Genomic DNA, 24893 nt, shown 5'->3' with positions numbered 1-24893 from the left:
CAATGTTTCATCCTCCGGCAAGATTACCTTTTAGTTTTTCGATTCTTTCGTCTGCTACAGCAGCTATCTCTACATGCGGATTTTTAGAGTATACCCCTAAATGCATTCTGCCCCATCATGCCTAAACCAACAAGACCGCTTTTTAACATTTTATCGCACTCCTACATTGACAAGTTGTTTTCTTATCCCTTCAAGAATAACTTTGGCTTCCAAAATATCTTTTTTCTGCTGGTCACCATGAATTTCTCGCTCTATGGTCAGCGGACCACTGAACCCTTTTGCATATAGAGCCCGTAGTAGTTCAGGAAAGTTCACATCTCCCTGTCCCAAGGGCATCTCCTTACCCAATTTACCTTCCTCTGTTGGCCATTTTCCGTCCTTACAATGGGTATTGACCACAAACTCACCAAAGGCCTCAACACCCTCCATTGGAGTACCCATGCCGTAAAGGAGCAGGTTGGCTGGATCCAGATTGACCCCAATATTATCTGCCCCTATATCATCTATGGTCCTTCTCAAAACCACAGGAGTTTCCTGGCCTGTTTCAAAAGCAAATATCTGGTTGTTTTTTGCGCAGTAAGCCACAAACTCTTTCATCGTCTCTATAAAACCTTTATACACCCCGCTGGTGGCATCTTCGGGAATAAACCCCATATGGCTGGTTACTGTATTAATACCTGCTTTTTTCGCCCAGTCAGATATACTGCAAGCATGCGCTGTTCTTTCTGCTCTGGTATTCTCAGGGACAAGACCTATTGTGCGGGGGCCATCCTTCCTGTCCCAGATATGGCCTTTATACATAATAAACACAGCTGATATTTTTACACCTGTCTGTTTAATGGCATCTCTGAGCCGCTGGCACAGTTCATCGCTTTTCGGGCCAGAAACATATTCCTCGGTGGGATTCTGAATCTGACAGGTCGGGAACCCCATATCTTTTACTTTTTGCAAATCCTTTTCAGAGTCTTCTGAAAGACCTACCATAATTCCCAGAGGGAAAATGTCTTTATCTGACATCTTTACGCTCCTATGTTAAAAGTCAAAATTTAGTTCTACCTGAAGACCTATTTCTTCAGACATTTTTAGTTATTTGTAACCAATGTAAATTCATTAAAGTTTTCAAAGACCCAATCATTCTTTAAAGTACGATAAATTATGCCCAACAGTTTTCTTGCTGTGGCAATAATTGCTTTTCCGCTACCTTTCTTCGTTTTCAGTCTAAGATAAAAGTTTCTTAAGTAATTGTTGTATCTTATTGCTATGAGTGTTGACTGCACAAGGGCTGTCCGAGCTATTTTATTACCCATCTTGGTAATTCTTCCATAATGACTTGTTTGGTTAGATATATATACTCTGGGGACTATTCCAAAATATGCAGCTAATTTCTTATCACTATCAAAATCATTCACATTACCTATTGCATTAAGCAAAATCGTAGCTGATATATCACCTATGCCTGTAATAGATTTTAGATTCTTATGTCCTTTTATCTTCTTTCCTCTATCTGACATCTCTTTATTTATTTCGTCTATTGATTTATTCAGATTTCGTATCTGATCAACAATAATTCTCAACTCAAATAAATAAGAACTATCTAAATTCAAATTTAAAACCCTTTCAAGCCCTTTCTCTGAACCAAATATTTCTCGTTTTGTGACTATCCCGTTGGCATTAAGAATATTATGTACTTTATTCTTTAATGCACTTCTTAGCTTTACAAACTTATCTCTTGTGCTTATTAAACTTGCTACCTGTGATTCTTCTTTACTTCGCATTCTTACCTCTGGTATTAGCCCTTTGCTAAGGTATCTAGCGATTGTTGCCGCATCGCGCTCATCTGTTTTCTTTATCGACTGGGATATAACCTTAAACTGTGTCGGATTAATAATCTTAACTGTTTTTACCAAACTATCTATTTCCCTTACAAAGTATGCTGTATTACCAGTCGATTCTACAGCTACTTCATCACTCTTACTAAGACTCTTCTGAAACATCCCGATGCTCCCCGCATCTACTCTGAAACTCTGGATTTTGTGTTCCTCTCTCTCATTCATGTAGCACACTGTAAAGTTATTCTTGTGCAGATCCACTCCGATATACCTTCCCATCTCTATTCCTCCTTTTCAGTTGCAGTCTTCGGAGTAGAACTATTTGTCGGTGAACACCATCCTCCTATCCAGGCTCGTCTTGGCCTATGGTGACTATTCGGTTACAGGTTCGATTAATCTCCTTCCCGGGGTCAACTAAGCCCCACCAAAAAATTCAACCTATAACCTATCTACCCCAGACTATTGATATTTATCATACCACCAATAATCTAGAGCTTTTCACCTATTTTGACTTTTATCGTATCATCTCCTTCTTTTCTATAATTTCCTATGTAAATGTTTGCATTTTTTTATCACATTATAGAGCCGTCTACAAGTTTAAGCATGCGCGAAGCAGTTTCAGCAAAAGCCTCATCGTGTGTTGCAATAACAATCGTAATACCCTTATTCTTATTGAGATCCCAGAGCAGCCTGTAGATTGATTTCCTGTTCTCTTTATCCAGATTACCTGTTGGTTCGTCCGCAAGTATAATTTCAGGCTGATTAACTAATGCGCGGGCTATTGCAACTCTCTGCTGCTCCCCGCCTGAGAGCTGATTGGGCCTATGTAGAGATCTCTTTTCCAAACCAATCTCTTGAACTAGATGTTCAACAGCTCTATGTTCATGGTTCAACAACCTGTTTCTCTTGTTTTTTATCATCAGAGGAAGGCTTATGTTCTCAATAACTGTTAGCTCAGAGAATAAGTGAAAGAACTGAAATATAAACCCTATTTTTCTGTTGCGAAGAGTAGATTTCTCGTCTTCGCTCATACTGCTGATGTCTGCTTCATCATACTTCAACACACCTTTTGTAGGAGAATCTAATATCCCCAGTATATGCAAAAGTGTGCTTTTCCCTGAACCTGAAGGACCTGTAATTGAGAGAAATTCTCCTTTGTAAATATCCAGATTAACATCTTTCAAAGCCAGTAGTTCCTTCTCTCCATCAGAATATTTTTTATGTAAACCTTTTGCCTGAATGATTGTTTTATTCATATCTTAGCGCTTCTACAGGGTCAAGCTTTGAAGCCTGGCTGGCTGGATACAAAGTGGATAAAAAACTGATTAATACTGATGCTACACATACTGCGCTGAAGTCCAAAATACGCATATCAACAGGTAATGTTCTTAAATAATACACTTCGGGAGGCAGATGTATAAATTGATACCTCTTCAATAGCAAACAAAGCCCAATTCCGCCAATACATCCTAATATTGTTCCCAGAACCCCAATTATTGTGCCTTCAAAAACAAAAATTCTTCTTATGCTCCTTAAATCCGCACCTATTGCTTTGAGTATTCCTATATCCTTTGTTTTTTCCAGAATTATCATAATAAGCGTGCTGACTATATTGAATGCAGCTACAATAATGATTAAGCCCAGTATTATAAACATTGTGATTTTCTCAAGCTTAAGCGCAAAGAAAAATGCTCTATCCAGAGTCTGCCAGTCTCTGACCAAAAAACGATACTTTAAGAGCTCTTTTATTTCTTCGCTTATCTGTGGAGAAAGATAAATGTTATCCAGCTTTATCTCAATTCTATTCACACCTTTCAGGTTGTAAAGTTTCTTCGCTGTATCAAGAGAAACATACGCCAGTGTGTTGTCATATTCATATATGCCGCATTCAAATATTCCTACAACCTTTAATCTGGCAGTCTTTGGAATAACTGCTCCTCCCGGACCTATTTTATATTCAGGAGATATTACGGTTACTTCTTCATGCAGTCTTACACCAAGATTTCTTACCAGTTCCCTTCCAAGCACGATATTATAACCACCTTCATTCAACTTCATTGAGCCTTCTATTATATACTTTGAAATATCTGTCGTGCTCTTTTCCATTGAAGGATTTATTCCCTTTATCATTAGCCCCATAGCATCGTTCTGATATTTGATCATACCTTGTCCTACTATTACAGGAGAACAGCCTAGAACATGAGACACATTCTTAACCTTGTCTATTATTTGAGGGTATTCTTTTATCTCTGTATCAGATATGGCAATGTGGGATTTTATCCCCAACATTTTGCCTTTTAAATGCTTATCAAACCCATTCATTACAGACATAACAACAATAACAGCCATTACTCCAATAGCTATGCCTAGAACAGATATTAAGGTTATAAGGGATATGAATTTTGTCTTATGATGTAATCTCAGATACTTCAGGGCAATAAATAATTCATAGCTCATGATATTCACTCATCCTAATCCGTTCTTTCTGGTATTATATTGCAAATGTAAAAGTTAACAAGAATTTATTGCTGAATTAGTAAAAATTTGGTATATTTTATGTTGAGGAAGCAAGAAAATATGGATTCTGTATATTAATTGTTCAGCATAAAGTAAAATGAGTAATACCCAAGATCACTGCCAGCAAGCTAGAGAGCTGTTCCCAAATATGAATGAAGAGCTGTTCACCTTGTGGTTAGATGGGCGGATCCGTGTTTTGGGGTGGCCTCCTCATGGCTCAAGATGGGATGGTATATTTTGGAATAAGCCCATTTCGTTCTGGCAGAATCTGAAGTGGGAGAAGAAGGAATTGAAATTGACCTTTCAAATGGTCGGGCCTAAGAGCCAAAAAATTATCTACAACCTGATGAGAGGAATTGGAGGCCAGCCAAATGCGCTTACTAGCTTTATTGGTAATAGTGGAAAAAGGGCAATAAGTATTTATAGATATCTAAAAGAAACTGGGAAATTGCCGAATTCAATAATTCTTTTTTCAAATGATTCATTACTAGAAGTAGCAGACGGGTTTCACCGTCTGACTGTATTATTTATGTTGCAAGAGGATATTGACGAAGCTACTACAATGTCAGAAACGCAATCCGCATGGTTAGGTTCTATGCAATAATAGGAATGCTTAGTAACAGGATTCATAGTATTTGGCACTACGCGCCAAAACTGTGATCTTCACCGTTGAAAAGTTTTTGCTAGCTTCACTTCTGCGGCTTCAACTGCGGAAATAGTATCACATCTCTAATTGAAGGGGAATTGGTGAAGAGCATAACAAGTCTGTCAACGCCTATACCCAATCCTCCTGTTGGCGGCATGCCGTATTCCAGAGCAGTGATGAAATCTTCATCCATAAGATGCGCTTCATCATCTCCTATCTTTCTATCTTTTATTTGGTCTAAAAAGCGCTCCTTTTGCTCCATCGGATCATTCAGCTCGGAATATGCATTGCCTAACTCTATACCACATATATATGGCTGAAATCTTTCTGTAAGATTTTTATTATTTTTTTTCTTCTTTGCAAGAGGACACATTCTTTCAGGATAGTCAATTATAAAGGTTGGTTCAATGAGATTCGGGATTACTACTTTCTTGAATATAGCATCTACAATCTCTCTGAAGGAATTCATTTTCTTTGCTTCAGGAACAAGGTGCTTTGCCTTATCTTTAAGTTCTTTGTCTGAAACTGATTCTAAATCTATTTCAGCATATTTCTTTATAGCATCAACAAAGCTCAATCGCTTCCATTTTTTCTTCAACTCAATGTTATGCCCCTGATATTCAAAACTTGTCTTACCGAGACATTCGGCTGCTATAGTATGGAACATCTCCTCAGTTAGAAGCATAAGATCTTCATAATCTATAAAAGCCTGATATAATTCAAGCATGGTAAACTCAGGATTATGCCGTGTTGATATGCCTTCATTGCGAAAGTTTCTGTTTATTTCGTAAATCTTCTCAAATCCGCCGACTATCAATCTTTTAAGGAACAGTTCAGGAGCTATTCTCAAATATAAATCCATATCAAGAGTATTATGATGAGTTACAAATGGTTTTGCCATAGCTCCACCAGGGATCTGCTGCATCATTGGTGTTTCTACTTCCATGAAATTCTTTCCTTCTAAGAACTTTCTCATTGAGCTTATTATATGACTGCGAAGTTTGAATAATGGTTTAATATCTGTATTTGCTATTAAATCAACATATCTTCTGCGGTATTTTAATTCTATATCCTTAAGACCTGACCACTTTTCAGGTAAAGGTTGTAAGGACTTTGAGAATACAGAAAACTCTGAAATAAATATAGTATCCTCTCCTGTCCTTGTTTTAAAAATCTTCCCCTTAACTCCTATGAAATCGCCTATATCCAGCAGCTTGAATAAACCGTATGCTTTTGCTCCAACAGCGTTTGACTTAACATATATCTGTATATCTCCTGAGTCATCTCTTATATTAGCAAAGCAGCTTTTACCATGCTCCCTTACTGTCATTATCCTTCCGATTACCAGAACTTCCACTTCTTCCAATACTTCACCAACAGATACTTTTTTGGCGCATTCGTGCACTGATGATGCAGAATGAGTCCGTCTAAAATGCAGAGCATAAGGGTCTATCCCCTGCTCTCTTATCTTTTTTAATTTCTCTTTTCTTATTTTAATCAGCTCATGCTCATCTGTCATTTTCTTCTCCGGTATTTGTTAGTCCAAACAGTCTTTTCGCATTCTCTGCAGTATGGCAGGCTACTTCTTCTGCGTCAAGTTCTTTAACTCTTGCAAGTTCCAGAGCTGTATGCTTTAAAAAACTTGGCTGATTTTGTTTACCTCTTACAGCTTGTGGAGCAAGATAGGGGCAATCAGTTTCTATGAGAATCCTATCATTTGGTATCTCCTTTGCAACCTGCCTCAAGCCAGACGCATTCGGATAGGTGAGATTTCCCGCAAATGAAATATAAAAGCCGCGATTCAGGCAAGTTTGCGCAAATTCCATGGTTCCTGAAAAACAATGTATCACTCCCCTGCTTATAGAGTAATCCTTAATAACATCCAAGATATCTTTGTGCGCCTCACGATTATGGATAATTATGGGCATATCAAATTCCAAAGCCAGTTCAATATGCTTACGAAAAAGCTCTTTCTGCGACTTCTTACTGGAAGTATCTCTGTAATAATCCAGACCTGTTTCCCCTATTGCTGTAATATTCGCGTGCTTTTCTAAACATTCTCTTATATACATTAGATCATCTTGCCTGACTTTATCAGCATAGTTCGGATGCAGACCAATTGCCGTCAATATATTCTTCTTCCCATAAATTGTCTCTAATCCGATTTCAATGCTTTTAATATCACAGCAAATATTAATCATATATTTTACGTCATTACTATTTGCCTCAGATATGACTGAATCAATCCCCTCTTTAAAAGCAGGATCGGCTAAATGCGCATGAGTATCAAAAAGTTTCATTTAAAATGGTCAGGATTTTTCTTTTGCAGCCACTCTACCTCTAAAATCGAACCAGAAATCAATCAGACCTAATATAATAATAAGCATAAGAAAAATTGGAGAAGTAAAAACCAGTACATAAATCAGAACCTTAACAAAAGGAAAGACTTTCCATTTGTCAAAAAAGAAATTTGTAATTGCTAGTCCACTTACCAGGTAAACAGCCGAAATAATAATCAGCAAATTCAGTCCTATTATATATCCTGATTGAAATTTGGCGTATTTGAGTAGAAATGTCATTATGGCACATATAATAAACACCCATATACACTCATCCCTCAGCCTCCATGTTTTAAAAGAAGATGATTTAAGATGTTTTAAACCAAGTATCTTTTTGGAGAAGAAAAGATTAATGCTGACTATTAAAAAATTAAGAATGAAAATAATAGCCGGAAAACTAATTTTAATTGTATTTAATACTGTACCAAATGACTTTTTAACTAACTCAATATTTTCTTTGCTGATACCTGTTTCTTCATAAATTTTCAGACTTTTATCCATCTGAATCTGTAAATTCATGTAAATCACATTAAGAAAATTCCTATTATGCAACGAAATTACAAGAATAGCCAAAAGACTTATAAGGCTCAAAACAACTGTTGATAAAACAACGGTCTTTACAAAAGAAAACTTGTTCTTAAGTATTATACCTGTAACTAATCCCAAAAGTCCAAGTTGTATAGATAAAATTGCTAAAAAGTGATTCTGAAAAATTAAGTAGATACCTGATGCCATAATAAAAAAGCATAGAAATCCTTTCCGAACATCAAGTAAATACACACAAACAATGATAGGTAAAGGAACTAAGACTTGAAAGAACAGTTGGCCAAAAGCAAAAAATCTCCATGAGATAAAAAAACATAGTGATACAAGGGAGAGTAGGATTATCTTTTTACTTGTTGGCAACTGACACTTCTCAATTTATTCTGCAGTAAAAGGCAGTAATGAGCACATTCTTGCTCGTTTTATTGCAACGGCAAGTTTTTTCTGGTGACGGGTGCAATTCCCTGAGACTTTAGTTGAAAGGATTTTCCCTCTCTCAGTAATAAAGCCAGAGAGCGTTTTTGTGTCCCTATAATCAATTTCATCCATCTTTTCAACACAAAGCCTACAATATTTCTTCCTTATAATCTTTTTTTTCTTACCTTTGTCTTTTTTCCTTTTTTGAAACATAAGGGCAATCTCCTTTCTATTATATTAGAATGGGACTTCATCCTCTCCAGATTTTTCGGGCTTTTCCTCCTCCTTCTCATCTATCTGTATTTCAGGGACAGGTGAGCCTTTCTCTTCATTTGGTAGAGGTGTGGTACTGCTACTTCCTTGCGAAGTACCAAGAAACTGAACTCTCTCTGCAACTACTTCCATAGCGCTTCGTTTTTGTCCATCTTTGTCTTCCCATGAACGGCTTTGCAAGCGCCCTTCTATAAAAACAGGCCTTCCTTTACTAAGATATTTTGCGCAGGACTCCGCCTGATTAGCCCATACAACAACTCTTACAAAACACGTATCTTCTGTCTTTGTTCCTTCTTTATTTTTAAAAAACCGATTAATTGCTATGCTAAAATCCGCAACTGCAGTACCACTTGGTATATATTTGAGTTCTGGATCCCTTGTCAAATTGCCCATCAAAAAAACCTTATTCAAATTTGCCATGTTTATTCTCCTTTTTTGCTTATTACTTCCTCAAAATAAAAACTCTAAGTATATCTTCTTTTAATTTTAGTTTCTTATTAAGCACAATAATACCTTCAGAAGGGGCTTCGAATTTTATATTTACATACACTCCTTCACTGCGCTTTTTGATCTTATAAGCAAACTTTTTCTTCCCAATACGGTCAACATCTATAACTTTGCCTTTTGCGGATGCAATACATTTTTCAATCTCTCCTATAACCTTATCCCGATCATCTTCTGTTAAATCAGAGTTTATAATAAACAAACCTTCGTACTTATTTCTATCCACCAAACCACCTCCATTTTTTTAAAATTTTACAAACAATGGTGCTAAAACAAGAGAAATAACACTCATAAGCTTAATCAAAATATTAATAGAAGGTCCAACTGTATCCTTTAGCGGATCACCGACTGTGTCTCCAATAACAGCTGCTTTATGAGCCTCGCTACCCTTTCCGCCAAAATTGCCTTCCTCGATATATTTTTTGGCATTATCCATGGCTCCGCCGCTATTTGCCATCTGGATTCCAAGCATAAGACCGGATATCAATGCTCCAACAAGAAGGCCTGCAAGAGCTTTAGGTCCTAATAACAATCCAATTGCAACAGGTGCTACAATAGCCATAGCACCAGGAAGCAACATACCTTGAATAGCCCCTTTTGTTGCAAGATCAACACACGTTGCTGAATCAGGCATTACCTTTCCTTCCATTAATCCTTTGATTTCCCTGAACTGTCTTCTCACTTCACCTATTAACTCATATGCAGCTTTACTAACAGCCTTAAAAAGCATTGAAGAAAACAGGAACGGCAGCATACCTCCAATCAATAAGCCTGACATAACTTTAGGATCCGTAATATCTGCTCCTTTTATGCCAACTGCCATAGTATAAGCAGCTATCAACCCTATAGCTGCAAATGCAGCTGAACCTATTGCAAACCCCTTACCAATTGCTGCTGTTGTATTGCCAACAGCGTCCAGGTTGTCCGTTATTTTTCTTACGGATGGATCTAGTTTTGCCATCTCTGCGATACCTCCTGCGTTGTCAGCAATAGGTCCGTATGAATCAACTGAGACGATCATGCCGGTTGTAGCAAGCATACCTACAGCAGCCATAGCAACTCCATATCCTCCTGCAAAATGATAAGCAACCATAATAGCAGCGGCAAGCACCACTACAGGCATACAAGTGCTTTCCATGCCAACTGCCAGTCCACCAGTAATAGTTATTGCAGGACCGCTCTTGGAACTTTCAGCAAGTTTTTTAACTGGTTTGTATTTGCTGGAGGTAAAAAACTCGCTTGTAAAGCCAATTGCCATCCCTGATATAATTCCAGCAAGAGTAGCGTAAAAAGGACCCAGTTTAGAATAGTTCTCAAACGCCACACCAAATCTACTCACGATAAAATACGTACCTATAATTGACAAGACAGCGCTTATATAAGTACCACCCATTAAAGCTTCCTGAGGATTTTTTTTGCCAAATGCCTTTACATAACCTACCCCAATAATAGAAGCTATAATCCCTGCGCCTGCTATATAAATCGGCATAAACTTTAACTTATCAGCTACACTTTGCCCCATTATAACAACAAATGTTGAACCAATAGCTATGCTTGCAATAATAGATTCAACGTATGACTCTAAAAGATCTGCACCCAGACCTGCAACATCTCCAACATTATCTCCAACATTATCAGCAATCACAGCGGGATTTCTAGGGTCATCTTCAGGAATACCTGCTTCTACTTTTCCAACAAGATCTGCTCCCATGTCTGCTGCTTTTGTAAATATTCCTCCACCAGATCTTGCAAAAAGAGCTACAAGACTTGCTCCCATAGCGTATCCACTTATTATTACAGGATCCCCTTTAAATATAAAATATACAATGATAAGACCTAATAAAGCCAGACCAACCACGCTCATTCCCATTACTGAGCCACCCGAAACTGCTACATTTAATGCTGCTTTTACTCCTCCTTTAGAAGCAGCATTTGCTGTTCTGGAATTCGCTCTTGTTGCTATACTCATTCCAATATATCCTGCAAAAGCAGACATAAAAGAACCAATTATAAAAGCAATGGATGTCTTCCATCCCAGACCAATGCCTTTAGTTATAAAAGGTGTTATACCTATTAGCCCGGCTATTAAAACTACAAAAACAGCAATATAACTGTATTCCCGTTTTAAAAAGGCTCTAGCTCCCTCTTGTATAAGACGAGATATATCCTTCATCTTCTGAGTGCCTTCTCCTTTTTTTAAAACTCCAATTGAAAGAATTATGACAAACCCCAACGCTAAGAAACTACATATCAACGGAAATAACAACTGAACGTTCATTATAATCCTTTCTATACAATTACCAATGCATTGATAGTACACATTGCTCTATCAATACCATCTCTTATAATTATGATTATAGCCTCTAAAACCTTAGATAGAATCTTATCAAGTTTATTCTTTTCAAGCTTATCAAAATTGCTTAGCACATACTTTTTTAAATCTTCATAATGACTGCTTCTGCCTATACCAATGCGTATTCTCGGAAAATTCTCATTACTCAGTGCATCTATAATAGATTCTACACCATTATGTCCGCTGGATTTTCCGTTCTTCTTAACTTTGATCCTGCCAAATTCTATATCAGCATCATCATAAACAACAATCAAATCTTCCAAATTCATTTTATAGAAATTAACAAGCTTTGAGACTGCTTGCCCGCTTAAATTGACAAAAGTCTGTGGCTTTGCAAGAATTACTTCATCCTTTCCTATAAAACCCCTGCCAATTATAGAATCAAACTTTCTGGTTTTTATATTAATCCCCGTCTCTTTTGCCACTTTATCGAGAGTCATAAATCCTGCATTGTGTCTGTTTTCCCTGAACTTGACACCAGGATTACCTAATCCTACAATTATCTTCATCTACTTTTGCTCATCTGGTTTTTTCTCTTCTTTCTCTCTCTTCTCTCCTTCTGACGCATCAGCTTTAACGTCTTCCTTCTTTTCATCAATAACTTCCGGCTCTTCTTCCACAGAAACTTCCTCCTCCTTTATAATAGTTGGAGGAACAATGGAAACAACTGCCTGGTCAGGGTCTGCTAAGACTTCCACATCCTCTGGAATCTTCATATCTCTTATATGAATGGATGAACCTATTCCCAGCTGTGCAACATCTACTTCTAAATGACCTGGTATTTTATCAGGCAAACAGCGAATTTCCATATCTCTCATGGAGTGATCCAGCACTCCCCCCTCTTTAACTCCTGGAGCCTCGCCGGTAAGAATTATACTAATCCTTGTAGTAATTTTCTCATGAAGCAATATTTTATAAAAGTCTATATGAAGCAATTCATCACTTACAGGATGATACTGAATCTCCCTAACCATTACAGTTTCTTGCCTTGAAGAACCATCACTATCTATTGATAAAGATATAAGCACATTCTCTCCATGCATTTTTTTTACCATTTGCTCAAACTTTTTCTGTTCAACTGCAAGATTCAAAGTCTTTATACCATGACCATATAAAACAACAGGTATATATCCCTGTTTCCTCAGATCTTTTGTAGATCTTTTATTTATTTCTTTTCTAATATTGGCTTGTAACTGAATTTTTTGCATTATTATCTCCCATTAAACAAACAATGAACTTACAGAAGTATTATTGTGAATACTATATATTGCATTTGAAAGGAGCTCTGCTATTGAAAGAACTTTGATTTTTTTTGGTTTTTTCTTCTTATCTATTGGGATAGTATTTGTAACAACTATTTCGTCAATAACAGACTTATCAAGACGTTCAATAGCATCTGTGGAAAATACTGGATGTGTACATGCTGCAAATATTTTTTTTACACCTTTCTCATGAAGCGCATCTGCTGCTTTTATTATACTACCGCCTGTATCGATCATATCGTCCAGAATCACTGCATTTCTTCCTTTCACATCTCCAATCACATTCATCACTTCAGCCACATTTACTTCAGGTCTTCTCTTATCAATAATAGCAAGGGTCGCGTTCATTCTCTTTGCTATTGCTCTTGCTCTTTCAACGCCTCCAGAGTCTGGAGAGACGATAGTAACATTCTCAATTTTCTTTGTCAAAAAATATTTGACCAAAACAGGCGGTGCAGCAAATAAATTATCCACAGGGATATCAAAAAACCCTTGTATTTGACCAGCATGCAAATCTATTACCAAAACTCTGTCAACACCAGCTTTTGTAATTAAATTAGCAACAAGTTTAGCTGTTATTGGAGCGCGCGGTTGAACTTTTCTATCCTGCCTGCCATAGCCGTAATACGGAATCACTGCAGTAATTCGGCTGGCAGAAGCCCTCCTGAACGCATCGACTGTAATAAGCAATTCCATTAAATTCTCATTAACAGGCGGGCATGTAGATTGAATAATAAATACATCTTTCCCTCTTACATTCTCATTAATTCTTATATTAAATTCTCCATCCCCAAAACGACTTGTTTCTCCTTTACACAATGAAATTTCTAAACAGCTGGATATTTCTTTAGATAAAGCTGGATTTGATGTTCCTGAGAATATTTTTATATTATTCTTTTTCATGCATTCGTCTCCTGAATTATCATTCAATTATATGATAAAAAGTATCATAAATTGCTCGCTTATGTCAATAACATAACAATAAAAAAAAACCCGGCAGCTACCTACTCTCCCATTCCGTCACCAGAATAGTACCATCGGCGGTAGAGAGCTTAACTTCCGTATTCGAAATGGGAACGGGTGTTTCTCCTCTCCTATCACTACCGGGAATTCTTTAAAAAAATAATTTATGGTCAAGTCTCACGATCTATTAGTACTGATAAGCTAAATACATCACTGTACTTACACTTCCAGCCTATCAATCCCGTAGTCTACGGGAGATCTTCAGTTCCCCGAATTTCTTCGGAGAAAGGGATATCAAATCTTGAGGGAGGCTTGATGCTTATATGCTTTCAGCATTTATCCTTTCCGAACGCAGCTACTCAGCTATGCCACTGGCGTGACAACTGATACACTGGAGGTTCGTCCGTTCCGGTCCTCTCGTACTAAGAACAGCTCCTCTCAAATATCCTACGCCCACGACAGATAGGGACCGAACTGTCTTACGACGTTCTGAACCCAGCTCGCGTACCGCTATAATCGGCGAACAGCCGAACCCTTGGGACCTACTACAGCCCCAGGATGCGATGAGCCGACATCGAGGTGCCAAACCTCCCCGTCGATGTGAACTCTTGGGGGAGATAAGCCTGTTATCCCCGGAGTACCTTTTATCCGATGAGCGACGGCCCTTCCACTCAGAACCGCCGGATCACTAAGCCCTGCTTTCGCACCTGCTCGACTTGTATGTCTCGCAGTCAAGCTTCCTTATGCCTTTACACTCTACATACGATTACCGACCGTATTGAGGAAACCTTAGGGCACCTCCGTTACTTTTTAGGAGGTGACCGCCCCAGTCAAACTGCCTACCAGATACTTTCCCATGTCTTGATTCAAAGAACAAGGTTAGAGTTCTGATATAATTAGGGTGGTATTCCAAGGTTGGCTCAACCCCGACTAGCGCCGAGATATCATAGCCTCCCACCTATCCTCTACAAACTATACTAAAACCCAATATCAAGCTACAGTAAAGGTTCACGGGGTCTTTCCGTCTTGTCGCGGGAAAATGGCATCTTCACCATTACTACAATTTCACCGAGCCTCTCGTTGAGACAGTGCCCAGATCGTTACACCATTCGTGCAGGTCGGAATTTACCCGACAAGGAATTTCGCTACCTTAGGACCGTTATAGTTACGGCCGCCGTTTACCGGGGCTTCAATCCAGAGCTTCTCCCCCTGATAAATCAGGAGAATAACCCCTTTTCTTAACCTTCCGGCACCGGGCAGGTGTCAGTCCCTATACATCATCTTGCGATTTAGCAGAGACCTGTGTTTTTGCTAAACAGTCGCCTGGGCCCCTTTACTGTGATTTTCACGTGCTCAGTTTGCAAGAAACCTCACACGTAAAAACACCCCTTCTTCCGAAGTTACGGGGCTAATTTGCAGAGTTCCTTAACGAAAGTTCTCTCGAGCGCCTTAGGATTCTCTCCCTGTCCACCTGTGTCGGTTTGCGGTACGGATACTTAATCTACTCACTAGAGGCTTTTCTTGACGGCATAGATAGAGCCAGTTCGCCTTCTCCGTAGATCAGACTCCCTAACACTCCTTGAGGTTGCGTCCCAACGGATTTACCTATTGAGACCCTCTACAAGCTTGGACACACACTTCCATCCGTGTGCTGGCTTTACTTTCCGTGTCCCCCCTTTGCTCAAACGCAGATTAAATAGTATCTGAATATTAGCAGATCACCCATCGCCTACGTTTTTCAACCTCGACTTAGGATCCGACTAACCCTCCGTTGATTACCATTGCGGAGGAAACCTTGGACTTCAGGCGTATCGCTTTCTCATCGATATTATCGTTACTCATACCGGCATAATCACTTCCATTTCGTCGACTCGTCCTTACGATCGAGCTTCAACCTAACATGGAACGCTCCCCTACCGCTCTGCTTAATCCGAAGATTAAACAAAACCCATAGTTTCGGTAATGAACTTGAGTCCCGTGAATTTTCGGCGCAAGATCACTTGACCAGTGAGCTGTTACGCACTCTTTAAATGAGTGGCTGCTTCTAAGCCAACATCCTGGCTGTCTTTGCATTCCAACATCCTTAGCCACTTAGTTCATATTTTGGGACCTTAACTGATGGTCTGGGCTGTTTCCCTCTTGAATATGGAGCTTATCCCCCACATTCTGACTCCCATAGTACAGACAATAGTATTCGGAGTTTGATTGGGCTTAGTAACCTGGTAAGGCTCTTAGCTCAGCCAGCGCTCTACCTCTATTATCTAATTTATATGAGGCTATTCCTAAAAATATTTCGGGGAGAACCAGCTATCACTGGGTTTGATTGGCCTTTCACCCCTACCCACAGCTCATCCAATGGTTTTTCAACACCAACTAGTTCGAGCCTTCACTCCGTTTTAACGGAGCTTCACTCTGGCCATGGGTAGATCACCCAGCTTCGGGTCTACTAGGTGTAACTATACGCACAATTAATACTTGCTTTCGCTACGGTTACTCCCACTCTACGGGATTAGCCTTGCTACACCTATGTAACTCGCCGGTTCATTATACAAAAGGCACGCAGTCAGGCATTTTCTTGCCGAAGCAAGAACATAGCCCTCCTACCGCTTGTAAGTATATGATTTCAGGTACTATTTCACTCTCCTAAAAGGAGTTCTTTTCACCTTTCCCTCACGGTACTTGTTCACTATCGGTCGCCAGTTAGTATTTAGCCTTAGGAGATGGTCCTCCTACCTTCACACAAGATTCCACGTGTCCCGCGTTACTCAGGACTTACTTAGCAAGAATACATCTTTTCGACTACAGGACTATCACCTTCTTTGGTTATTCTTTCCAGAATTATTCAACTAAGATATATCTTTCTAACTTGCCAATTAAGCTGTGTCTTAATTACAATAAATCCTATAACCCCTATTGAACAACTCTCACAGGATATTTCATTCACTAGGTTTAGGCTGATTCCATTTCGCTCGCCGCTACTCAGGAAATCGCTTTTGCTTTCTTTTCCCAAGGTACTGAGATGTTTCACTTCCCTTAGTTTAGCCTCCAAAAGGATATCATAGCATTACCTATGATGGGTTTTCCCATTCGGAAATCCCTGGATCAATGTTAGTTTGCAACTCCCCAGGGCTTATCGTAGCTTACCACGTCCTTCTTCGCCTACTGGCACCAAGGCATCCATCATATACTCTTTCATAACTTGACCATAAATTTAAAACTTTTCTTTAGCCATTTTCTCTATATTTTCAATTTTCAAAGAACAAAAAAACTTCTATAGTGGAGATGACAGGAGTCGAACCTGCGACATCCACAGTGCAAGTGTGGCGCTCTCCCAACTGAGCTACACCCCCAAGCTGCACTTTCACTGTTAGCCAAAAGCCCGTAGCTATCAGCTAATAGTAAGCGAACTTAGCCACTTTTTGTGGGCCTAGATGGAGTTGAACCATCGACCTCACGCTTATCAGGCGTGCACTCTAACCACAGCTGAGCTATAGGCCCAACTGCCTATAACTACATTTAATTTACTTAAGCGAATTCAGCGGTCTTTGTCATCTTTCTTTAACACAACCTTTTCTCCTTAGAAAGGAGGTGATCCAGCCGCACCTTCCGATACGGCTACCTTGTTACGACTTCACCCCCCTCACCAAGCATACCTTATTTCCCGAATACTCGGGAGCTTCGGGTACACCTGATTCAGCTGGTGTGACGGGCGGTGTGTACAAGGCCCGGGAACGTATTCACCGCAGCAAGATGATCTGCGATTACTAGCGATTCCAACTTCATGCAGGCGAATTTCACCCTGCAATCCGAACTGAGCGATACTTTTTGGGATTGGCTCCACTTCACAGTCTTGCAACCATTTGTATACCCCATTGTAGTACGTGTGTAGCCCGGGACATAAGGGCCATGAGGACTTGACGTCATCCCCACCTTCCTCCGGTTTATCACCGGCAGTCTCGCTAGAGTTCTCAGCATAACCTGTTAGCAACTAACGATAAGGGTTGCGCTCGTTGCGGGACTTAACCCAACATCTCACGACACGAGCTGACGACAGCCATGCAGCACCTGTGTATCTGCTCCGAAGAGAGAATATATTTCTATATCTGTCAAATACATGTCAAACCCCGGTAAGGTTTCTCGCGTAGCGTCGAATTAAACCACATACTCCACCGCTTGTGCGGGCCCCCGTCAATTCCTTTGAGTTTCAGTCTTGCGACCGTACTCCCCAGGTGGGACACTTAACGCGTTAGCTACGGCACGAAAGGTATAAATACCTCCCACACCTAGTGTCCATCGTTTACTGCTAGGACTAACAGGGTATCTAATCCTGTTTGCTCCCCTAGCCTTCGTGCCTCAGTGTCAGTATTAGAATAGAAAGTCGCCTTCGCCACTGGTGTTCTTCCTAATATCTACGCATTTCACCGCTACACTAGGAATTCCACTTTCCTCTTCTATACTCTAGCTGGATAGTTTCAAATGCAGTTCATCCGTTAAGCGAATGGATTTCACATCTGACTTATCCTGCAACCTACACACCCTTTACACCCAGTGATTCCGGATAACGCTCGCCCTCCCCGTATTACCGCGGCTGCTGGCACGGAGTTAGCCAGGGCTTTCTCTAGCAATACTGTCAAATCTATTACGTATTATGCAATAGATATTTCATCTTGCTTAACAGGGTTTTACAATCCGAAGACCTTCATCACCCACGCGGCGTCGCTGCGTCAGACTTTCGTCCATTGCGCAAAATTCCCCACTGCTGCCTCCCGTAGGAGTCTGGGCCGTGTATCAGTCCCAGTGTGGCCGTACACCCTCTAAGGCCGGCTACCCGTCATAGCCTTGGTGAACTATTATCTCACCAACTAGCTGATAGGACAAAGGCTCATCTCTAAACGATAGCTTACATGTAGAGGCCATCTTTAATCCTAAAAACCTACATCTCTAGGATATTATCCAATATTAGTTCCGATTTCTCGAAGTTATGTCAATTTTAGAGGTAGATTACCTATGTATTACTCACCCGTGCGCCACTTTACTAAGCCTCCGAAGAGACCTTTCTCGTTCGACTTGCATGTGTTAGGCACGCCGCCAGCGTTAATCCTGAGCCAGGATCAAACTCTTCAAAAAACATCAAAAATTCAACAGAGACCGCTGTTCGCTTGTCAAAGAACATCTTTATAGTCTTTAAGAGACTGGATTATAGCAAAGAATTAATTCCTGTCAAGCCCATTTTTGGCATTTGGTCTTATTTTTATAAACTTTCTCTTTCCTACCTTCAGCAGGAACTCTTTTTTTATCTGTATGTCAAGAGTTTCCTCCACAACTTTATTGCCATCAATATACACAGCTCCACCTCTTATAAGCCTTCTTGCCTCACCACTTGTTTTAGCCACCCTTGCATCAATCAGTAACTTAACTATCCATATCTTGCTGCTGTTAATCTGTAATTCTTCTATCTCTTCAGGGCGTTCCCTTCTGCTACATACTTTCATGAAGTATTCTTCAGCCTCTTTTATTTCACTCTCATTATGAAAAGTTTTCAGTATTTCTCTTGCCAAATGCTTTTTAACATCCATAGGATTCTTCTTTTCATGGGCCAACGCACTTCTAATTTCATCAAGCCTCTCAATAGATATATCAGTGGCTAATTCAAAATAACTCATTATCAAATCATCTTTTATGGACATTATCTTTCCATACTTTTCCTTTGGTGTATCATAAATGGCAATATAATTATTAAGACTTTTGCTCATTTTATTTACCCCATCTGTCCCTATAAGAACTGGTGATAAAATGGCTACTTGGAGTTCCTGAGAATATTTTTTTTGTATTTCTCTTCCTAACAATATGTTGAATTTTTGTTCACTAGCCCCTAACTCAATGTCAGCCTTAATCATAACAGAATCGTATGCCTGAAGTATTGGATACAAAAGTTCATTCATGGATAATGGCAGTCTTTTTTTATATCGCATTCTGAACGTCTCATGGGCCATTATCTGCGCAACTGTAAACTTACCAAGAAGCTCTATTAAATTCATAATTTTCATCTTTTCAAACCATTCACTCTGCCAATGAACTTCCGTTCTTTTTTTATCAAGCACAGTATATAACTGATCCATATATTCAATTGCATTCTTTTTAACTTGTTCCTTTGACAAAGAAGGCCTTGAACGATCTAGTCCTGTAGGATCTCCAATTTGAGCAGTATAATCCCCTATTATTACTACTCCAACGTGTCCCATATTTTGCATTTGTCTCATCTTTCTAACAGAAACCATGTGCCCTATGTGAATATCTGCCGTGGTAGGATCTATCCCATATTTCACTCTCAGAGGTCTTCCAAGACCCAATTTTTTATTAAGTGCCTCTTCTGATATGACCTCTACTCCGCCTTTTTTTATTTCATTTAACACCTTATTTTCCTCTATTTCTCTGTCCCAATTTTGCTAATATTGCCGGAATTTTTTCATTTCTTATCAAATCCAAGTACGTCTCTCGCTTTCTAATTAAGTAACATTTATTGTTCTTTACTAACACCTCTGCTACCCTTGGTCTTGAATTATAATTAGATGACATACTAAACCCATAAGCTCCAGCACCCAAAATTGCTAAGACATCATTTGATTCAACAAAAGGCAATCTTCTGTCCCTTGCAAAAAAATCTCCTGATTCACACACAGGCCCCACTATATCAACAATATCTGAAGATTTCTTTCTGCCAAATTTCTGTAAAGGCAGTATATTATGATACGCATTATATAAACTTGGTCTTATTAAATCATTCATTGCTGCGTCAACAATAACAAACTTCTTATTCATCGATTTCTTAACAAATAGCACCTTTGTTAATAAAACTCCTGCATTTCCTGTTATGAATCTGCCAGGTTCGAGAATCAATGAACAGTTAAGTTCTTTCAACAACGGCTTTAAACTAGTTGCAAATTCACTAGCTTTTGCAGGGCTTTCTTTATCATAAATTATTCCTAGTCCTCCTCCTATATTAAGGTAATCTATCTTTATCCCCTCACATTTCAACTTATTTATAAAATCTACTGCTTTTTTAATAGCTTCAACATAAGGTTGAACCGAGGTTATTTGAGACCCAATGTGGATGTGAATCCCCCTAAACTCCAGATTCCTATATCTGTTTGCTGTCTTATATATCTTAAAGGCCTCATTCAAAGATATTCCAAACTTATTTTCTTTCTTTCCTGTTGTTATATATGCATGTGTCTTGGCATCAACATCAGGATTTATGCGCAAACCAATTTTAGGCCGTTTATTAAGCTCTCCAGCTATTTTGTTTATCAATACAAGTTCAGCTTGAGACTCTGAATTAAATAGTAATATATTGGATAAGAGTGCAAATTTTATTTCATCCTTTGTCTTTCCAACTCCTGCATAAACTATTTTATCCGATTTCACTCCTGCTTTTATAGCACGATACAATTCTCCTCCCGAAACTACATCTCCACCACATCCCTGATCAGCGAGCAGCTTACATATTGCTATATTTGAGTTTGACTTAATAGAATAGCATATTGTGTGAGGGATGTAATCAAAAGCTCTATCAAGCTTGAGATAGTGATCTATCAGAGTCTTATAACTATATACATAGGTCGGGGTTCCGAATCTTTGAGCAATTTTCTCGAGATTCACATTCTCACAATAAAAACTTTTCCCAATATACGAAAAATCATGCATAGAAAATCCTTTTGTACCATTAATGTCTTGTTTAGTATATCAACTACTATTTACACTTGCAACTGCGGATGTATATCTAACGAAAGATCCTCAAATTTCCCTTCTTTATACCTATGATATGCAAGTCCTGCTATCATTGCCGCATTGTCTGTGCAAAGTTTTAATGAAGGGGAAAATAAATTCATGCCCTTTTCTTTACAAATTTCAGAGAGCTGTTTCCGAAACTCTGTATTAGCAGCTACTCCACCACCAATTAAAATTGTCTCAACATTTTTTTGTTCTGCTGCACTAACAATCTTCTTTATCAAAACATCTATTACAGACTGTTGAAATCCAGCGCAAATATCACTAACATCTGCCAAATGCTTAGTGGAATTACACTCAAGATACCTGGCTACAGCTGTTTTCATTCCACTAAAACTAAAGTTATAAATATCCTTTCCAAGAAACGCCCTTGGAAAATTCATAGCTTTAGAGTTGCCTTTTTCAGCCATTTTAGATATTACTGGTCCACCCGGATAGCCTAAATTCAGCATTTTTGCAACCTTATCCAGAGCCTCACCTGCTGCATCATCATAGGTTTGCCCGAGCAATACGTAATCATTATAATCTTTCACAGAAAATATCGCTGTATGCCCACCTGATATAACCAAACCAACAACAGGACAGATAATACTACTGTGTTCCATAAAGTTGGCATATAAGTGTGCATGTATGTGATTAACTGCTATAAGAGGAATACTTAGTGAAAAGCTCAGGGCTTTGGCTGTCTCTGTGCCTACAAGAAGGGCATTTGCCAATCCAGGACTGCTCGTAACCGCTACTGCATTAAGCTCGGATAACTTACAATCCGCTTTTTTCAAAGCTTCCCAAATTACATGACTAATCAGTTCAATGTGTGCGCGTGAAGCAAGCTCTGGAACCACTCCCCCAAACTTTTTGTGAATATCAATTTGTGTGCTGATAACATTAGATCTAATGTGCTTTCCATTTTCTACAACACTCGCTGCAGTCTCATCACAAGAGGTTTCTATTCCTAAAATTAACAATTTATGAGACTCCTCAGACCTTATCTATTCTCCGAGATGTCGGATGACACCGTATTTCCTTAGAATCGCAAGATCTGCCTTTCTGGCTGTTTGGTCTTCTTTTGTTCTGTAATCAACGTCCATGATTTCTATAAATTCCGCCGTATAGTCCTTTAACACGCCGGGATATTCAAATATCTTATCACCTTTAGTCAACTCAAGCACAACTCTCTTACCAATATGTCTTTCTAATAAAGGCTCGAAAGCCGTTCCAATAGAACCCATCAATTCTTGTTTCATCTGGGAGACGTATTTATCTTGAGAAGTTAGCATCGACCCAGCAGGAGTAGCTTTTTTGGCCTGACCGATTAACAGATTCACTACCTCCATCATCGAATCTCTTACCGTCTTGAATAAATTTTGCATTCTTCTTTTAAGCCTTCTTAAGGCCGTGGGATGATAGGTTCTTTTTAATTCCTTCTCCCTTTTTTTCTTTCTATCTTCATTTAATTCATCGTGGTAGCGAATTAAGGTTTGAATATTAGGATACTCCTGTTTATATAGAATGTAGCTCGTCTCATCATGTCCACTTTTATCTTTGTACTTGGTTGAATAAATTAGTTCTAGTCCCGTATTTTCCACGCTCAGTTTACCCCAAAATATTTTGCCAGTTGTTTTTTCCAGGGTTACCAGGTCCTCTGAAAAATCCCACAGGCATTTATCTCTAACTCTTCCTCTAATAAAAGCAGCAACCACTGTGAATGTGATAATAGAAACTATAGTTATAGCAAATGTATCAGGCATAATAATCTCCTTTTAAAACCTATCCAAATTTCCAGATAATGGATTTTTGATTCTGCGCAAAACTTTAATTATTTCGATTTTAAGTTTTGTCTTATTATTCTGGCAGCTTTTATTATTCTAACTGCAGATTGAAGTTGTTTATCTCCAGTTAGAATGGAGTATTTTGCTTTGTCTTTATTTTCAATGGCTTTGATCCTTGCCTCAAATAATTCAACCTTCTCCTCTTTTGTCATCTCCAGAGTAACATCAGGTATAAGTCCAACTTCATCAATACAACGGCCTTTGGGAGTATAATACTTAGCAGTTGTCAATCTTATGCCAGATCCATCAGATAGAGGAATTACCGTTTGAACAGATCCTTTCCCAAATGATTTAGTCCCCAGTATAATTCCTCTGTGCCAGTCCTGTATTGCGCCGGCAAAAATTTCGGAAGCGCTGGCACTCCCTTCATTTATAAGAACAACTAATGGCATATCCATAGGATAAAGAGCTCCAGTTTGTGAGACGAATGTTATATTCTGTCCTTCCTTTCTCCCTTTTGTAGAAACGATGAGTTTCCCTTTTGGCAGGAACAGATCTGTTACTTTGACACAAGCTCCCAATAAACCACCAGGGTTGCTTCTTACATCAACAATCAATCCATCTATTTTCTTCCCCAAAAGAGAACTAATCTCTTCTTTAAGCTCATGGATAACTTTTTGATTGAAATGCACTATTCGCACATATCCTACATTATCATCCAGTACTCCGGCATTTTCTATGTTCTTTATCTCTATTACTTCACGTACAATGTCAAAGTGCAGAAGCTCCTTTTCTCCTTCCCTTGCAATTCCTATAGAGACCTTTGTTCCTTTTTGTCCCCTTAATTTTTTCACAGCTTCCATGAGCGTTAGCTTTTGCGCTGATTTACCATTTATCTCTGTAATCACATCTCCTGACTTAAGTCCTGCCCGATCTCCAGGAGTATCTGTAATTGGAGAAATTATAATCAATAAGCCATTTCTGATACCAATGACAATTCCTATTCCACCAAACTCTCCCTTTGTTTCTACCTGCATTTCTTTGTAAATGTCTGGAGACATAAACTGACTATATGAATCCAACCCCACTAACATTCCATTGATAGCGCCATAGATAAGCTCTTGCGGCGTAGCTTCTCTAACATAAGAAGACTGTATAACAGTGACTACATCACTAAATAATTTAAGCTCTCCATAAAGGCTTGTGTCAGCTATAACACTATCTGAGACATTCTCACTTGAAGCCTCAATAGAGAGACAACACATAATAGTAGTAATAACTATAGCTATTACCAGTATTTTCTTTACAGTTGATATATTGGTCTGATACATAACTAACTCCTATGTATAACTATTTACCCTATCTTCTTCTTATGTCTGTTTTTGCGCAATCTTTTCTTACGCTTATGCGTGGCTATTTTCTGCCTCTTTTTTTTCTTGCCGCACGGCATATAAGTTCTCCTTTCTTAAAATCTGTAAATAGGCTATATTAATAGCATAAGAGTGAGCAGTGTGTCAATCAAAATAGGATTTTAGGTAATGTAAAATATTTTATGCAAAAGTGATTGAAGTATAAAAAGTAAAGGGCTATCCTCTCTCTCCTATGGAAAAAACAAAATCCCCGAAAGCTTTCGGGGAGAAAGGAGAAGAGAGAATGCGCCCAGGAAGGTATGATACACTGAATTTTGGTG

20 protein-coding genes, 2 tRNA genes and 3 rRNA genes are annotated in these 24893 nt (G+C 38.9%); 1 reads left to right on the top strand and 24 read right to left on the bottom strand.

Annotated elements, in window-relative coordinates; all coding sequences use genetic code 11:
• Positions 1 to 150: 150 nt before the first annotated feature.
• The 4 genes from Q7J67_01150 to Q7J67_01135 all read right to left on the bottom strand — a co-directional run bounded on the left by Q7J67_01150 (position 151) and on the right by Q7J67_01135 (position 4286).
• Positions 151 to 1017, bottom strand: coding sequence for a sugar phosphate isomerase/epimerase family protein (locus Q7J67_01150; protein ID MDO9463896.1), 867 nt, complete (start codon positions 1015 to 1017; stop codon positions 151 to 153).
• Positions 1018 to 1082: 65 nt separating this feature from the next.
• Positions 1083 to 2108, bottom strand: coding sequence for an IS110 family transposase (locus tag Q7J67_01145; GenBank protein MDO9463895.1), 1026 nt, complete (start codon positions 2106 to 2108; stop codon positions 1083 to 1085).
• 293 nt (positions 2109 to 2401) lie between these two features.
• On the bottom strand, positions 2402 to 3085 hold the full coding sequence (locus Q7J67_01140; GenBank protein ID MDO9463894.1) for an ABC transporter ATP-binding protein: 684 nt from the start codon (positions 3083 to 3085) through the stop codon (positions 2402 to 2404).
• On the bottom strand, positions 3078 to 4286 hold the full coding sequence (locus Q7J67_01135; protein ID MDO9463893.1) for a lipoprotein-releasing ABC transporter permease subunit: 1209 nt from the start codon (positions 4284 to 4286) through the stop codon (positions 3078 to 3080). The genes Q7J67_01140 and Q7J67_01135 overlap by 8 nt, the downstream gene beginning before the upstream one ends.
• A 157-nt stretch (positions 4287 to 4443) precedes the next feature.
• Between Q7J67_01135 and Q7J67_01130 the strand changes: the two genes are divergently transcribed.
• Positions 4444 to 4950: a hypothetical protein gene (locus Q7J67_01130; protein MDO9463892.1), complete on the top strand. Its 507-nt coding sequence runs from the start codon at positions 4444 to 4446 to the stop codon at positions 4948 to 4950.
• A gap of 85 nt (positions 4951 to 5035) precedes the next feature.
• Here the strand turns inward: Q7J67_01130 and lysS are convergent, their stop codons facing one another.
• From lysS to Q7J67_01030, 20 genes are all read right to left on the bottom strand, one after another.
• Positions 5036 to 6511: a lysine--tRNA ligase gene (lysS, locus tag Q7J67_01125; GenBank protein ID MDO9463891.1), complete on the bottom strand. Its 1476-nt coding sequence runs from the start codon at positions 6509 to 6511 to the stop codon at positions 5036 to 5038.
• Positions 6501 to 7292 carry a TatD family hydrolase gene (locus Q7J67_01120; protein MDO9463890.1) on the bottom strand — a complete coding sequence of 264 codons (792 nt, stop codon included), beginning with the start codon at positions 7290 to 7292 and terminating at the stop codon, positions 6501 to 6503. Before Q7J67_01120 ends, lysS begins: the two co-directional genes overlap by 11 nt.
• 9 nt (positions 7293 to 7301) lie before the next feature.
• A complete protein-coding gene (locus Q7J67_01115; GenBank protein ID MDO9463889.1) occupies positions 7302 to 8237 on the bottom strand; it encodes a DUF2232 domain-containing protein in 936 nt (311 codons plus the stop codon).
• A gap of 15 nt (positions 8238 to 8252) precedes the next feature.
• Positions 8253 to 8504, bottom strand: a complete 252-nt coding sequence (gene rpsR / locus Q7J67_01110) for a 30S ribosomal protein S18 (GenBank protein ID MDO9463888.1) — start codon at positions 8502 to 8504, stop codon at positions 8253 to 8255.
• Positions 8505 to 8528: 24 nt separating this feature from the next.
• Positions 8529 to 8984, bottom strand: a complete 456-nt coding sequence (gene ssb / locus Q7J67_01105) for a single-stranded DNA-binding protein (protein ID MDO9463887.1) — start codon at positions 8982 to 8984, stop codon at positions 8529 to 8531.
• Positions 8985 to 9006: 22 nt separating this feature from the next.
• The gene (gene rpsF, locus Q7J67_01100; GenBank protein ID MDO9463886.1) at positions 9007 to 9294 is read right to left on the bottom strand and encodes a 30S ribosomal protein S6; all 288 of its coding nucleotides are present in this window, start codon (positions 9292 to 9294) and stop codon (positions 9007 to 9009) included.
• Between the two features lie 18 nt (positions 9295 to 9312).
• Positions 9313 to 11346, bottom strand: coding sequence for a sodium-translocating pyrophosphatase (locus tag Q7J67_01095; protein ID MDO9463885.1), 2034 nt, complete (start codon positions 11344 to 11346; stop codon positions 9313 to 9315).
• Positions 11347 to 11357: 11 nt separating this feature from the next.
• The gene (pth, locus tag Q7J67_01090; protein MDO9463884.1) at positions 11358 to 11930 is read right to left on the bottom strand and encodes an aminoacyl-tRNA hydrolase; all 573 of its coding nucleotides are present in this window, start codon (positions 11928 to 11930) and stop codon (positions 11358 to 11360) included.
• Complete coding sequence (locus tag Q7J67_01085) at positions 11931 to 12629, bottom strand: 50S ribosomal protein L25/general stress protein Ctc (GenBank protein MDO9463883.1); 699 nt, start codon at positions 12627 to 12629, stop codon at positions 11931 to 11933.
• Between the two features lie 12 nt (positions 12630 to 12641).
• Positions 12642 to 13586, bottom strand: coding sequence for a ribose-phosphate pyrophosphokinase (locus Q7J67_01080; protein ID MDO9463882.1), 945 nt, complete (start codon positions 13584 to 13586; stop codon positions 12642 to 12644).
• A gap of 88 nt (positions 13587 to 13674) precedes the next feature.
• A 5S ribosomal RNA gene (gene rrf, locus Q7J67_01075) occupies positions 13675 to 13791 on the bottom strand.
• Between the two features lie 21 nt (positions 13792 to 13812).
• Positions 13813 to 16851 (bottom strand): 23S ribosomal RNA (locus Q7J67_01070).
• A gap of 72 nt (positions 16852 to 16923) precedes the next feature.
• Positions 16924 to 16996, bottom strand: a tRNA-Ala gene (locus tag Q7J67_01065).
• Between the two features lie 72 nt (positions 16997 to 17068).
• Positions 17069 to 17144: transfer RNA gene (locus Q7J67_01060), tRNA-Ile, on the bottom strand.
• Between the two features lie 83 nt (positions 17145 to 17227).
• Positions 17228 to 18773, bottom strand: a 16S ribosomal RNA gene (locus Q7J67_01055).
• The 16S, 23S and 5S rRNA genes sit together here with 2 tRNA genes alongside, the layout of an rRNA operon.
• Before the next feature lie 83 nt (positions 18774 to 18856).
• The gene (gene tyrS / locus Q7J67_01050) at positions 18857 to 20059 is read right to left on the bottom strand and encodes a tyrosine--tRNA ligase (protein ID MDO9463881.1); all 1203 of its coding nucleotides are present in this window, start codon (positions 20057 to 20059) and stop codon (positions 18857 to 18859) included.
• A gap of 1 nt (position 20060) precedes the next feature.
• The gene (gene lysA / locus Q7J67_01045; protein ID MDO9463880.1) at positions 20061 to 21350 is read right to left on the bottom strand and encodes a diaminopimelate decarboxylase; all 1290 of its coding nucleotides are present in this window, start codon (positions 21348 to 21350) and stop codon (positions 20061 to 20063) included.
• A 50-nt stretch (positions 21351 to 21400) separates the two neighbouring features.
• The gene (gene tsaD, locus Q7J67_01040; GenBank protein MDO9463879.1) at positions 21401 to 22399 is read right to left on the bottom strand and encodes a tRNA (adenosine(37)-N6)-threonylcarbamoyltransferase complex transferase subunit TsaD; all 999 of its coding nucleotides are present in this window, start codon (positions 22397 to 22399) and stop codon (positions 21401 to 21403) included.
• Positions 22400 to 22423: 24 nt separating this feature from the next.
• On the bottom strand, positions 22424 to 23182 hold the full coding sequence (locus Q7J67_01035) for a hypothetical protein (GenBank protein ID MDO9463878.1): 759 nt from the start codon (positions 23180 to 23182) through the stop codon (positions 22424 to 22426).
• Positions 23183 to 23250: 68 nt separating this feature from the next.
• Positions 23251 to 24534 carry a S41 family peptidase gene (locus Q7J67_01030; GenBank protein MDO9463877.1) on the bottom strand — a complete coding sequence of 428 codons (1284 nt, stop codon included), beginning with the start codon at positions 24532 to 24534 and terminating at the stop codon, positions 23251 to 23253.
• Between the last annotated feature and the right edge of the window lie 359 nt (positions 24535 to 24893).

The organism is bacterium, from assembly GCA_030652805.1.
In the GTDB taxonomy this organism is placed as follows: Bacteria; JAHJDO01; JAHJDO01; order JAHJDO01; family JAHJDO01; genus JAHJDO01.
This window is presented reverse-complemented; position numbering and strand designations above follow the sequence as displayed.

Coding starts and splice junctions, on each gene's coding strand:
- Q7J67_01080 (MDO9463882.1), bottom strand. CDS start 13,586: ATGAAAAAGAATAATATAAAAATATTCTCAGGAACATCAAATCCAGCT.
- Q7J67_01095 (MDO9463885.1), bottom strand. CDS start 11,346: ATGAACGTTCAGTTGTTATTTCCGTTGATATGTAGTTTCTTAGCGTTG.
- ssb (MDO9463887.1), bottom strand. CDS start 8,984: ATGGCAAATTTGAATAAGGTTTTTTTGATGGGCAATTTGACAAGGGAT.
- Q7J67_01145 (MDO9463895.1), bottom strand. CDS start 2,108: ATGGGAAGGTATATCGGAGTGGATCTGCACAAGAATAACTTTACAGTG.
- Q7J67_01150 (MDO9463896.1), bottom strand. CDS start 1,017: ATGTCAGATAAAGACATTTTCCCTCTGGGAATTATGGTAGGTCTTTCA.
- Q7J67_01035 (MDO9463878.1), bottom strand. CDS start 23,182: ATGCCTGATACATTTGCTATAACTATAGTTTCTATTATCACATTCACA.
- Q7J67_01120 (MDO9463890.1), bottom strand. CDS start 7,292: ATGAAACTTTTTGATACTCATGCGCATTTAGCCGATCCTGCTTTTAAA.
- Q7J67_01140 (MDO9463894.1), bottom strand. CDS start 3,085: ATGAATAAAACAATCATTCAGGCAAAAGGTTTACATAAAAAATATTCT.
- lysS (MDO9463891.1), bottom strand. CDS start 6,511: ATGACAGATGAGCATGAGCTGATTAAAATAAGAAAAGAGAAATTAAAA.
- Q7J67_01135 (MDO9463893.1), bottom strand. CDS start 4,286: ATGAGCTATGAATTATTTATTGCCCTGAAGTATCTGAGATTACATCAT.
- pth (MDO9463884.1), bottom strand. CDS start 11,930: ATGAAGATAATTGTAGGATTAGGTAATCCTGGTGTCAAGTTCAGGGAA.
- Q7J67_01085 (MDO9463883.1), bottom strand. CDS start 12,629: ATGCAAAAAATTCAGTTACAAGCCAATATTAGAAAAGAAATAAATAAA.
- rpsR (MDO9463888.1), bottom strand. CDS start 8,504: ATGTTTCAAAAAAGGAAAAAAGACAAAGGTAAGAAAAAAAAGATTATA.
- lysA (MDO9463880.1), bottom strand. CDS start 21,350: ATGCATGATTTTTCGTATATTGGGAAAAGTTTTTATTGTGAGAATGTG.
- Q7J67_01030 (MDO9463877.1), bottom strand. CDS start 24,534: ATGTATCAGACCAATATATCAACTGTAAAGAAAATACTGGTAATAGCT.
- Q7J67_01130 (MDO9463892.1), top strand. CDS start 4,444: ATGAGTAATACCCAAGATCACTGCCAGCAAGCTAGAGAGCTGTTCCCA.